The organism is Rhizobium sp. SVR5-9E (assembly GCF_056755095.1).
Genome location: NZ_JBNDHS010000138.1, coordinates 1 through 12147 on the forward strand (window position 1 = coordinate 1; position 12147 = coordinate 12147).

The following is a 12147-nucleotide window of genomic DNA, read 5'->3' on the forward strand; positions in this document are numbered from 1 at the left end:
GCCTCTATACTGCGCATGGCGGAAGCCTGCATTATTCCCGCTCGTCGTTCGGCGGACAGTTCGTGCTCCGGATGGAGCGGCTGCAGGAATATTTCACCGATGCCCTCATCTTCATCTGCGAATACGAGCGTGACACTTATGCCAAGAAGGTCGGCCGTCCCAGAACAAAGACGCGGCTGATCTACAACGGGATCGGGGAGCGGGAATTCCAGATCATTCCCACCCGATCAGACGCCGTGCACTTCATCTATGTCGGCATGCTTCGGGACCTCAAGGGTCCCGATCTGTTTGTGGACGCGTTTGCGAAGACCGAGCGGTTGATCGGCCGCCCGCTCTCCGCGCTGATGATCGGCGACGGACCGGACCGCGAAAGATACCGTGACATGATGGTTGAACGCGGGCTCGGCAAGCGCATCGGCATGCTGCCGCCGATGAGGGTGCAGGAAGCCTTCGCGATGTCACGGAACCTTGTGGTGCCGTCCCGTGCCGAAGCCATGCCCTATATCGTCCTTGAAGGGCTCGGGGCCGGAAAGACGATCATCGCGAGCCGCGTTGGCGGCATTCCGGAGGCCTTGGGAAAGAACAGTCCTGCGCTCGTTACGCCCAATGATGCGGATGACCTTGCCCGCGCGATGGCCGAAGCACTGACGACGCCCGGCTGGCATGACGCGGCCATGCCTTCGACCGAGTCGGTAAAGTCCACCTTTTCCGCCTCGATCATGGCAAAGGATGTCCTGAAACTGTACTATCAGCTCGTCGGGAGATCGCCAGCCTCCGAAAGCTATGAGGCGTCCGTAAATCTTTCTTAGGGCCTTTCTGCTAATGCCGTTTGGGACAACGAGCGGCCGAAGCCCTATGACCAAAGCAGAGAGAAACGATCAGTTCGACGTGGAAGCGCTGCGCAAGCGGCTCTCCGAGATGAAGCCTGCCGACGAGCGGGAAGCCCCGGGCGAGATCAATCCTTACGCCCGGCAGATTGCCGAACAGTTCCGCGAAGGTACGCATTCACCGGCTATCGTCATCGGCCAGCTTCGGCTGTTCGAATTCGTCTCGCAATTCTTAATCGGACTCGCCGCCTTCCTGATCTGGCCGGGAGACGGCAGCGAAACCCTTGCCGCCCGTGCCGGTATGGCCGCCGCCGCCGCCGCGCTGGGCGTCCTGGCGCTGCAACTTGCGGATACCTATTCCATCCCGGCGCTCAGGACCCGCGTGCGGCTGCTGCCACGCATCTTCGGCGCGTGGACGGCTGCCTTTGCCGGAATGGAAGTGATTTTCTGGTTCTTTCGCGATCTCCCCTGGGCTCAGTTGAACCTGCATCTCCTCTGGTTCCTGCTTGCCGCCCTCTTCCTGCTTGGCTCGCGCTTCCTCGCCGCCCAAGGGATTCGAAGCTGGGCGCGCAACGGTATCATGGAACGCCGTGCCGTGATCGTCGGCGGCGGCGAACCTGCCAAGGATCTGATCCGCATGCTCGAATTGCAGGCGGATAACGACATCCGCATTTGCGGCATCTTCGACGATCGCGGGGAAAAGCGCTCGCCGGTCATGGTCGCCGGCTATCCGAAGTTGGGCACGGTTGCCGAGCTGGTTGAATTCGTGCGGCTGACCCGGATCGACATGCTGATCATCTCGCTGCCGCTCAGCGCCGAAGACCGTATTCTGCAGCTCCTCAAGAAGCTCTGGGTCCTGCCGGTCGATATCCGTCTTGCAGCGCATGCGAACCGCCTGCGGTTCCGGCCGCGTGCCTATTCTCACATCGGCTCCGTGCCGATGCTCGACATCTTCAGGAAGCCGATCCGCGACTGGGACTCAGTGGCCAAGCGCGGCTTCGACCTGGTCTTTGCGACGCTGGCACTTCTCCTGTTATGGCCGGTGATGGTTGTCACCGCAATCGCCATCAAGCTGACCTCCAAGGGGCCGGTCTTCTTCATGCAGAAGCGCCATGGCTTCAACAACGAGGTCATCAACGTCTTCAAGTTCCGCTCCATGTACACCAACATGAGCGACTACAATGCCAAGACGGTGGTGACCAAAGGCGACCCACGCGTGACGCCGGTCGGCCGTATCATCCGCAAATCATCGATCGATGAGCTGCCGCAGTTGTTCAACGTACTGAAGGGCGATCTTTCGCTCGTCGGCCCCCGGCCGCACGCGGTCCTGGCGCAGACGAAGGATCGCGCCTGGGGCGACATTGTGGAAGGTTATTTCGCACGCCACCGCGTGAAGCCCGGCGTGACCGGCTGGGCGCAGATCAACGGCTGGCGCGGCGAGATCGACAATGACGACAAGATCAAGTTCCGCACTGCCTACGACCTCTACTATATCGAAAACTGGTCGCTCTGGTTCGACCTCAAGATCTTGTTCCTGACACCGATCCGGCTGCTCAACACGGAAAACGCCTATTGAGCGCGATCGAGGCGACATATTCCCGCGTCGCCCAGCCGCAGCGCGCGACGTTGCGCCTTATCGGCTCGGCGATGGTCGCCTTCGGCGTCTTCCTCTCCGGCTTCGTGATCGACGAGCCCGCGCCCTACGAGCTCTGGATGGCCGGGCTGGTCGGAATCTGGTTCATTCTCGGCCTTCGTATTTCGCGCTACACCGCAATCCTGCTAACGCTGCTCTTGACCTTCAATGTCGGCGGCATGCTTTCGCTGACGCAGATGAAGGACATGACCGGCGGTCCGATGTACATCGCCGTCTCGACGTTCCTTGCGCTGACTTCGGTCTTCTACGCCGCAATCATCGAAGACAGCGCCAGGAGGCTGGCGCTCATCCTCAATGCCTGGGTCTTTGCCGCCCTCATCACCTCGTCACTCGGTATTCTCGGCTATTTCCATGCCTTTCCCGGCGCGGAAGTCTTTACGCTCTACGACCGTGCGAAGGGCGCGTTTCAGGATCCGAACGTCTTCGGCCCGTTCCTCGTCGCGCCGTCGCTCTATCTCGTTCACGGCATTCTGACACGCGACCTGAAAACCTCGCTGCTTCGCGCCGGCGCATTGCTGATCCTTGCGCTCGGCGTATTCCTGTCGTTTTCGCGTGCCGCCTGGGGCCTCTTCCTGCTCGGAGTCGTGCTGCTCATCTTCCTGATGCTCCTGAAAGAGAGAAGCGGCGCCTTTCGGTTGCGCATCCTCATCCTTTCCTTGTCGGCGATCTTGCTGATGGTGGCGGCCCTCGTCATCGCGCTGCAGTTTCCGAAGGTCAGCGACCTCTTCAGCACCCGGGCACAACTCGTCCAGCAATATGACGGCGAGTACCTCGGACGTTTCGACCGTCACCGCATCGGCTTCCAGATGATGATGGAAAGGCCGCTCGGCATCGGGCCGATGGTGTTCGGCACGATATTTCCGGAAGACGAACACAATATCTGGCTGAAGTCGCTGACGACCTATGGCTGGCTTGGTTTCGTCAGCTATGTGTCGATGTTCATCTGGACGCTCTACCTCGGCTTCAAGAACCTCCTCAAGGAGCGGCCTTGGCAGCCCTACCTGATGGTCGCCTGGATCTGCCTCATCGGGCACGCCGCGATCGGCAATGTCATCGATCTTGACCATTGGCGGCATGTCTATCTGCTCTTCGGCATCGTCTGGGGATGCGCCGCACTCGAACATAAGCACCAGTGCGATTTGGCTCGCTCAAGCCGCTAAGCACTTGAGAATGGCGAGATGAGCGCTACACTCTCAAACATGATCACAGGAATTCAGATACGTGGCGCACGCGCCATGACCGGAATGAGCATCAATGAACTCGCAGCCGCATCCGGCCTCGCGCCGGATATCATTGAAGCGCTTGAAGACGGCGATGGAGTGGGCGAGCCCCGCGCTTTTCTCGCGGCCAAACACGCGCTGGAAGCAGCTGGCGTAATCTTCATCTCAAGCGGCGGCCAGGACGAAGGCGGTCCCGGCGTGCGTCTTCGGGCGCGCTCGGAAAGCGATGACGGCATCCGTCCCGAATTTCTCAACGCCTCCAACGACGGCTGACAACTGCAACGCGCGGAACCCGAGTGAGCCTGCTGGCGTTTTCTCCGCACCGTCAACGGTTGGGGGATTTGTCTTGACCCGCAGCAATGGCCTCTATTTCGTCATCGGCGCCCTGGTCGTCATCGTCATCGGCTTGGGCGCCTATATTATCCACGAGGAACGCAAGCCCGATGGCGTCGAGCTCCGCATCGGGGAGCATGGCATTTCGGTCGAGGAAAAGTGATAGGCGGAGCCTAGAGATACGCCTGTGCAAGGGCGGTGAGTTTCGCGCCGTCCTTTGCGCCCTGGCGGTAGAGCTGGATAATCACCGCGCCGAGGCGTTCGGCCTCTGGCGTGTTGCGGCTCAGCCCTCTTTCCGCACAGACAGCGTCAAGCACTCTGGAAATCACATCCAGATCGCTTGAAAACAGCGGCAGATCAAGGGGATGAATTCGTGTATCGAGCATTGGGGCGCACTTTCCATTAGGGCGAAAGCACAACCGCTTCAATCACCGGCCGCCCATCCATAGCCGACGATGGTGATAGTATGCGCGCCGGCCTGCAGCTTGGCAACTGGCACGATTCTTCCAGAAAAATCGGGAGTAGCGGCGCGTTTTATGGGCCTTCTTTGTCGGCTTTTTTCGCGCGGTAATTAAGCTTATGCTTCGCCGCATAGTCGTAGAGAGCCGTCAACTTTCGTGCTGCGGGACTCTCGAAAAGAGCTGGCCGCCGCCCGTGACAAATGCTCAAAAGGTCGCCAATGGTGAAAATTTCAAGGATGATTTTGGTCGTTGCCCTCGCGCTATCCGGCTGCACCAGCACTTCCGAAGGCATCGAGCCAATCCGGGGAAGTATCACATATGGGGGTCAGCCAGCGGCGAAATTGACCAAATCGCCGCCCGGCTCCGTTCTTCCCCATACGTTTATCGACCCGACCGGCCGATGGGTCGAGGAGACATACATTATCCAGCCGGACAGGAGCCTCAAACTGGTCAGGCGACGGGACGTGGTCGACAGTCACGACTGAGCAGATATGCGGATAGCGTCGTCCTCCACTGGAGGCCCGCATCGACGCGGCAGGTCTCTCAACTTCTTCTCTCGTGAGATCAGCGTTTGCCTCTTCACGACTTTGCAGAAATCGCACTTAGTTCCTCGAGATCGAGATCCCGTTCCAACTCCTGCAGCGTCTCGTCATCAATATCACCGGCTCGGTGAAGACGAATGAGTTCCCGGCGTCCAGTCGCCACCGCCCTGAGAACGACATCGAAATGAGCGTGTAGCACGGGCACGTACTGTTCCGTGCGCTCGGCATAGTCGATAATCGCGGTGGCCCTGCGCTGATATTGCTCCAGCAGACGAGGGTGAATGAGATTTCCCTCCGCGTCGTATGCCAGGCTTTGGACGGTAACCAGTTGCGCCTGAGCCATGGCGGCTTCTGCCTGACTCATGGTGAGGCGTGCTTTTTCCGACTCCGGATCGGTGAGCCTTGCCCAACTGATCACCCGCCCCAGCGTTGTGCCCTGCACGAGCACCGTTCCGATGATGACGGCGAACGAAGTCACCAGAATGAAGTCGCGGCCAGGGAAGTCCTCGGGCAAGCTCAGGGCTAGTGCGAGCGTGACCACGCCGCGGACACCCGCCCAGCTTAGGACGGTAGCGCCGCCAACTCCAAGCGGCTGGGCTCGTTCCGCGCCCAATGCGTTGCACAGTTTGATGACAAGATCGGATCCAAACACCCAGGCGAAGCGCGCGGCCACCAGCGTAAGGAGGATTACCAATATCGGCAGCACCATCGTCGCGACCACCGTGCCAAAGCCGCCACCGCGCTCGACGATGCCCCTCAAGGACAAGCCGATCAATATGAAGACCGAAGCTTCCATCAGGAAGATCACCACAGTCCAGAACGACGAGCCTCGCATGCGCGTTGCGGCCGAAAGCACGGTGTGCTGGTGCCAGGTCGCAATCAGGCCTGTCGTGACGGTGGCGATGACACCTGAAACGTGAAGCAGCTCTCCAAGCATATAGGAAATCCAGGCCAACAGCGTCGTCGCGGCGATGATGAGGTATTCATCGCCAAGGCGCCGAACGAATTTGACCCATGCGGTCCCAACGACAACCCCGACGACGGCACCGCCGAGCCCCAGCAGGAAGAAGTTTCCAACCGCCTCGATCGTGCTGAAGGCTCCGGTTGCGGCGGCCGCAACAGCGAAACGAAAGAGCACCAGGCCGCTCGCATCGTTGAGAAGGCTCTCGCCTTCAAGCAGAATCTGAAGCCGCCGAGGGAGTCTCACCCGCTCCAGAACGGCGCGGGCGGAAACGGCGTCCGGTGGCGATACGATCGCGCCAAGTGCCGCGCAGGCAGCCCAGGGAAGCGACGGAAAGAGGAGATGGGTCACGACTGCCACCGCAGCGCAGGTGAAGAACACCGCGCCGACGGCAAGCGAGGCGATACCGATCATATGGCGTTGCAAACGGGCGACGGCGATGGACCAGGCGCCGTCCAGCAGCAGCGGCGGAAGGAAGATGACGAGCACGAGGCCGGGATCGACAGTGATCGCTGGCACGCCCGGCAGGAAGGCAAGCAGCGCGCCGCCGGCGAGCAGCGCGACGGACGGTGGGAGCGCGAGCTTGTGAGCGGCATAATGAAGCGCGATGATCGCAAGAAACATCGCGATCACCAGCTCGAATAGGTGAATGCCCTCCATGCTCGCCCCCGGTGCCGGTTCATTGCGATGGTTCGCATCAAAAGGCGTAGCCAATCGAAATGCAATGGTTCCACAGCGTTGCTGCCTCATCATGAGAAAAAAGCTGCCGTGAGAGAGCGGTCATCAAACCGCCGCCGCGCCCCCGGCGTCCTTCGCGAAGACGCAACACCTTGGCAGGAGAGCGTGCGGATTCGTTTGCGGGTCGAGGACCGGCATGGTGGGTGATCCGGATTGTTATCGAAAGCTTCAGGCAAGCGAGTGAGGCGATAGAAGCGCTTGCAACAGGTGGCGTGAACTTAGGTCTGGAGAATCGTTTCCGGCCGGCGCCCCACGATCATGAGGATCTTCGACTATGGTCTATGACTGGACCGGCGTGCGTACCCGTCGCATGCGCAAAATTAAGCTGACAGCCGCCTCGATTCTGGCCTTGGTCATCGTCTCCGCACCCGTTCTCGCTTTTGCCTAAGGCGCAGCGGCACGACGCGAACGGTGCAGGAGCTGTGAATATCACGCGTGCCTCAAAGAAATAGCCGCCCGAAAAGGCGGCAATCGTGCGGCTGTTTAGACTGGCAACGACGTTGCTTCGTCAGGTTACGAGCCATTTCGAGAGGATGCTGCAACGCCGGCAGCGTCTTTGCTGCCCCCGATACCCAGTTCCGCGTGCCGTATCGAAACGCGTCCGGTGGATATTAACCGGCTGTTATCCTTACCGGTTCATTGCAATGGCTCGAATCGACCGGGCTCGATCAACAGTATGGGGCCGCATGCACCCCAGTGCGGCAAAAGGAGACCCGGCAAAAACCCTCCCAGGACCCTAGGCCGGGTCTCCGCCACCTGTGGGCTTTGGCGTTATGATTCCCGCGCCTCTGTTGAAAGCTGCGCGCGTAATGCTGGGCCTTACCCAGAGACAGCTAGGCGAACGGGCCGGAATCGCTATCGACTTCAGCAGTGGTTGGGAATGGCCGGTTCTCGTTTCTGAAACCGAGCGGAAGACTGGGGTGCTGCCTCTACTGGCGCGCTGAAGCCGTAGGCGCTGCCGTCTGAGAAGCCGGTGTCCGACCTTGATCCAATCGCCCAGCCGGCCGGAATGGTAGGCCTTGAGGGCTACTTCTCTCCCTTAATCACGCTCCAGATCATGCCGGCTGAGGCTGAATACGCAGGCGAAATCCATGTCAGACCAAAGTCCGATCCTGCGCTAGCGTCACAGTTTGGCCCGATTTCCTATAATTTTTAGGGGTGCTTCGATACTTCAATCCGCTCCGCCCGGAACGGAACGAACAACACACAGGTGATTGCACGAATGTCATCGGGACTATGCTCCGGCGAGCAGGGTCTCGAGGTTGAGGAGATCCATGTTCCATGCACGCGAATTGCCACTTGATGGACTTCGGACTCTTGCCATTTCAATGGTGCTCTACGACCATTTCTGGGCAACCGGGGGATCCGTTTCAGGCCATCTTGGCGTTCGCCTCTTCTTTGTGCTCAGTGGTTTCCTGATTACACGCCTCCTCTTGGAAGCGCGTTCAACCGTTCGATATGAAGCAACCACTGCGTTGAAATCGTTCTATATTCGCCGCGCGTTGCGCATATTCCCTCCTTACTTCGCGGTCTTGGGTTTCGTTTGGTTTGTTAACCTTGAAGGAGCTCGAGGCAGCCTCAAGTGGCACGCGCTCTATCTCTCGAACTTCTGGTATGCCCTCCGCGATGAATGGGCGCCCTGGGTGTTGTGTCACACCTGGAGCCTCAGCATAGAGGAGCAGTTTTACATCGCCTGGCCGCTGGTCATCCTGCTGGCTCCGCGCCGATTGATTGCACCGGTCTGCGTCGCCGTCATCACGTTCTCACTGGCGTATCGCCTCTACTGGCCACTGACGGGCACAGCATCTCTTGCGCGCGATCTTCTTCCGCCCGCGTCGATGGATGCGCTTGTCGGAGGCGCGCTCCTTGCCGTCTATCGACGTACTACCGACGCTTGGCCACAATGGATGCGGCTAAGCTGCGTTCCCTTGACTGCCGCCGCCATCATTTTCCTGTGGCTAAAATCAGTCCCCATGGCACCCGCGCTTGAATGGCTGACATGGATCGGCGCGGAACTTTCGCCCCTCGTACCATTCGTCATGCTCGTCGGATATGCTTCGTCAGGCTTGCGAGGAGCCCCCTGGCGCCTGCTACAACTCCCGCCCATCGTCGCCATCGGACGCGTCAGCTACGGCGTTTACCTTTTCCATCCAATCGTGCTTTCGCTGCTCGTCAAGGCTCAAGCCTGGATCCCGGTCAACGTCTCAGAACAGGGTCCGGGACGTTTTGCCGTCGGAACCATTGCCACTTTGATGGTCGCTTCGATTTCCTGGCTGGCCTTCGAGAAGCCGCTCAACCAGCTCAAACGTCACTTTCCTTATGTCAGCTCCAAAAGCCGCGCGCCATCGCCTGTCGAGGCGAGCGAGGCGGCAGGGACCTGAATATGAAGCGTCCGCGAATATGCCATTGCCGCAGCGTCCCAGAGCGCTGGTTCCCGATAACAGGAAAGCTGAACGATGTCTGATCCATTGATCTCTGTGGTGCTCCCTGTCTACAACGCTGAAGCCTACGTGGCCGCTGCGCTCGAAAGCATTCTGCGTCAGGAGTACTCGCACCTTGAAGTGATCGCGCTCGATGACGGCTCCACCGATCAATCGCTGGCCATCCTCCAACGGCATCAAAAAGCCGACGACCGCATCCGCATCGTCTCGAGGGAGAATCGCGGGCTTATTGCGACTTTGAACGAGGGCATCGCTCTGGCCAACGGTGATCTGATCGCCAGGATGGATGCAGACGATATTTCCTATCCATCGCGGTTTTCACGCCAGGTTGCCTTGTTTGCGCAACGGCCTGAGCTCGCGATTTGTGGTACGGGCATCGATCAGCTTGTCGGCAATCGCGTGGTACTCGGCAAACCAGATCCGGTCTATCAGTCCGGGGAGTGGCACATACTGTCGATGTTCTTTACGATCTTCATGCACTCGACCGTGATGTACAACCGCAAGGTCATCCCTGACGGCATGCTGGTATATGATGCCGGCTACGTGCACGCGGAGGACTTCGATCTCTTCAGGCGCATCGCACGAGAGCTTCCAGCCGCCATGATCGATGAGAGCCTGGTCGCCTATCGTATTCACGACGACAGCGTCACCAGCAGGCACAAGCAGCAAATGCGCCGAACCCACCTGAAGATCGTTACCGAGAATCTCGGGCAGCAATTTCTTGGCGACGATCCCGACGCCCTTCGTGACATCGGCACTGCCGTCACTTGCGGGACGGTACGCCGTGCCGCTAGTTGCATCCTCTCGATAGACCGAAAAATTGCCCAGCAACTAGAGCCGACATCCTCCAGCCATGCGGACGGAGCCTTGTGTCTCTTCTACTTCCTGTATCGGTTGATTATCGATGCGCAGCAACCGGAGCTAACGCACGACTTTCTCACGCGAACCGGAAAGTGGCAGGTTATCCGACGTCGAGAACGATACGGTCTTCACTCCGCCCTCCACTCACCATTGTTGGGCCGGATGTCAGATCGCGCAACCCGGCGACTGGACGCGCTGGTACGTTACTGTCAGTCGGTGCGCATCGAAACCGTACAGCCGCTTAGCGGGCTCGCATAATGGCGCAGGAGCACCGCAAAATCCCGCGCGTAGGCGCACTCGCCCGGCTTCTGAGGTCTCAACCGCCATGCTAGAATTCGTTACCTCAAGTCTTCGGCTTTTACGTCAGGCGCTGGGCGCGCGGCTGAGCCTGGTTGCGGTTGTCGTTGTTTTAGGGCTAGGCAGCGCCGTCCTTGAAGGCACAGGCATTGGTCTCATCATTCCGATGCTGGGTATTATCGCCGGCGATAAGGATCCCTCGGGACTGGCCGGCCTCTCAGCGGTCTTCCAGCAAGTGGGTGCTGGCTTGGATGACCGGACAAGGCTGATTGTGATCGCAGGCGCCATCCTGGGATTGATCATCCTGAAGAATGTCCTAGCGTTCGCCAACGCCGTGCTCACAAATTTCATCTATGGCAAAGCCGGCCATGCGATCCGAAGCTCTCTTGCCGGCCAGCTTTTGACGATTGGATACCCGTTTTTCCTCCAGCAAAGCCCTGGGCGGCTGCTGAACATCATTTCCACCGAATCCTGGCGGGCTTCGGATGCAATACAATCTGTCCTCGCGTCGATCGTCTACGCATCGGCAGCCGTCATCTTGCTTGCCTTCCTCTTGCTTCTTTCATGGCAGATGACATTGGGCGTCGCACTGGGGCTTGTTCTCATTCAGGCTATTCACGCAGCCCTGTCAGCCACTCTGAAAGCGCTGAGCCGGAATGTCACTTCCTTCAACAGCGAACTTGCCGCCCGGATGCTCCATCTCGTGCACGCCGGGCGATTAATCCGTGCATTCGGACAGGAACAGCGCGAGAAAGCATTCTTTGATTCCGCTTCGGATGCCGTGCGCAAAGCAGGGTTCGTTCTACAATCCCGCCAGGCAGTACTGCCTCCGCTAACCGAAGTGCTGCATTCGGCTCTTTTTCTAACCGTCGTCGTGAGTGCCTGGGTTTGGGGCGTAAGTTTTCCGATTATCGTGGCTTTCGTGGTCCTGCTTTATCGGCTGCAACCGCATGTACGTTCGCTGCAAATGGCATGGAGCCAGGTGCAAAGCTGGAGCGGTTCCTTGGAAGAGGTCAGGTGGCTCTTGGATTCATCTGACAAACCGGCGCCGCCATCAGGAAACCGCGTGGTTCCCGCGCTTCCCAAACAGATCAAATTCGATCGCGTAAGTTTGAAATATCCAGGCTCCGGCTCGCGACCTATGGTGCTGCGCGGCGCGACCTTCGAAGTCCGCCAAGGCCGCTCGACGGCAATTGTCGGACGATCCGGCGCTGGAAAAACCACGATCGTCAATCTTCTGTGCCGATTTGTGGAACCCGATGAGGGAAACATTCTGATCGACGGCGTCTCGCTCAATCAAATCGATCCTGTCCTATGGCGAAGACGGATTGCGCTCGCCAGCCAGGACCTCGAGCTGGTTGAGGGTACGATCCTGGAAAACATTACCTATGGTCACAATGCATCGCTCGCCGAGGCGGAGAGCGCATCGAAGCTCGCTGAGGCGCACGAGTTCATCGAGAAGCTGCCTGACGGATATGAGACTCTCGTCGGCTACAGGGGAGCCAGTCTTTCGGCGGGGCAACGGCAGCGGATCGCGTTGGCAAGAGCCTTGGTGCGTGATCCGGAAATTCTGATTCTGGACGAGGCCACGAACGCCATGGACGGATTGTCCGAGGCGGCAATCGTTGAGACCTTGAAATCAAGAGCCGGTCGTCGCACGACAATCGTCATCAGCCATCACCGCAGCACCATTTCATTCTGCGACGAAGTCGTCATACTCGATGGTGGCCGGGTTAGGAATCAGATCCCCTTTGCCGAGGTCGCGACATTGAGCATGGACCAGCTCTACGAGCATGAAGGGCTCTCTTCGTA

Annotated in this window: 12 protein-coding genes; 9 read left to right on the forward strand and 3 right to left on the reverse strand. The window is 59.2% G+C overall.

Going from position 1 to position 12147, the window contains the following annotated elements; translation table 11 throughout:
- The 5 genes from ACPYOJ_RS32045 to ACPYOJ_RS32065 form a co-directional block, all read left to right on the forward strand.
- Positions 1-809: glycosyltransferase family 4 protein (locus tag ACPYOJ_RS32045; RefSeq protein ID WP_481419849.1), on the forward strand; the 809-nt coding region annotated here is incomplete at its 5' end.
- A gap of 46 nt (positions 810-855) precedes the next feature.
- Positions 856-2403 (forward strand): undecaprenyl-phosphate glucose phosphotransferase, encoded by a 1548-nt coding sequence (locus tag ACPYOJ_RS32050; protein WP_481419850.1) that lies wholly within the window; start codon positions 856-858, stop codon positions 2401-2403.
- Entirely contained in the window at positions 2400-3641 is a 1242-nt protein-coding gene (locus ACPYOJ_RS32055) for an O-antigen ligase family protein (protein ID WP_481419851.1), read from the forward strand. The genes ACPYOJ_RS32050 and ACPYOJ_RS32055 overlap by 4 nt, the downstream gene beginning before the upstream one ends.
- A 39-nt stretch (positions 3642-3680) precedes the next feature.
- Positions 3681-3974 carry a RodZ family helix-turn-helix domain-containing protein gene (locus ACPYOJ_RS32060; protein ID WP_481419859.1) on the forward strand — a complete coding sequence of 98 codons (294 nt, stop codon included), beginning with the start codon at positions 3681-3683 and terminating at the stop codon, positions 3972-3974.
- Between the two features lie 73 nt (positions 3975-4047).
- Positions 4048-4197 (forward strand): hypothetical protein, encoded by a 150-nt coding sequence (locus ACPYOJ_RS32065; protein ID WP_481419852.1) that lies wholly within the window; start codon positions 4048-4050, stop codon positions 4195-4197.
- 10 nt (positions 4198-4207) lie between these two features.
- Here the strand turns inward: ACPYOJ_RS32065 and ACPYOJ_RS32070 are convergent, their stop codons facing one another.
- Both ACPYOJ_RS32070 and ACPYOJ_RS32075 read right to left on the reverse strand, forming a co-directional pair.
- Positions 4208-4420: a hypothetical protein gene (locus ACPYOJ_RS32070; RefSeq protein WP_481419853.1), complete on the reverse strand. Its 213-nt coding sequence runs from the start codon at positions 4418-4420 to the stop codon at positions 4208-4210.
- Positions 4421-4568: 148 nt separating this feature from the next.
- Positions 4569-4787: a hypothetical protein gene (locus ACPYOJ_RS32075; RefSeq protein ID WP_481419860.1), complete on the reverse strand. Its 219-nt coding sequence runs from the start codon at positions 4785-4787 to the stop codon at positions 4569-4571.
- Here ACPYOJ_RS32075 and ACPYOJ_RS32080 point away from each other — a divergent pair.
- Positions 4714-4980, forward strand: coding sequence for a hypothetical protein (locus ACPYOJ_RS32080; protein ID WP_481419854.1), 267 nt, complete (start codon positions 4714-4716; stop codon positions 4978-4980). The genes ACPYOJ_RS32075 and ACPYOJ_RS32080 overlap by 74 nt on opposite strands.
- Before the next feature lie 94 nt (positions 4981-5074).
- Here ACPYOJ_RS32080 and ACPYOJ_RS32085 read toward each other — a convergent pair whose 3' ends face one another.
- Complete coding sequence (locus tag ACPYOJ_RS32085) at positions 5075-6658, reverse strand: Na+/H+ antiporter (RefSeq protein ID WP_481419855.1); 1584 nt, start codon at positions 6656-6658, stop codon at positions 5075-5077.
- Positions 6659-8064: 1406 nt separating this feature from the next.
- Between ACPYOJ_RS32085 and ACPYOJ_RS32090 the strand changes: the two genes are divergently transcribed.
- The 3 genes from ACPYOJ_RS32090 to ACPYOJ_RS32100 all read left to right on the forward strand — a co-directional run.
- The gene (locus ACPYOJ_RS32090; protein ID WP_481419856.1) at positions 8065-9117 is read left to right on the forward strand and encodes an acyltransferase family protein; all 1053 of its coding nucleotides are present in this window, start codon (positions 8065-8067) and stop codon (positions 9115-9117) included.
- Between the two features lie 75 nt (positions 9118-9192).
- Complete coding sequence (locus ACPYOJ_RS32095) at positions 9193-10296, forward strand: glycosyltransferase family 2 protein (protein ID WP_481419857.1); 1104 nt, start codon at positions 9193-9195, stop codon at positions 10294-10296.
- A gap of 67 nt (positions 10297-10363) precedes the next feature.
- Positions 10364-12147 (forward strand): ABC transporter ATP-binding protein (locus tag ACPYOJ_RS32100; RefSeq protein WP_481419858.1); only part of this gene is annotated, 1784 nt, incomplete at its 3' end.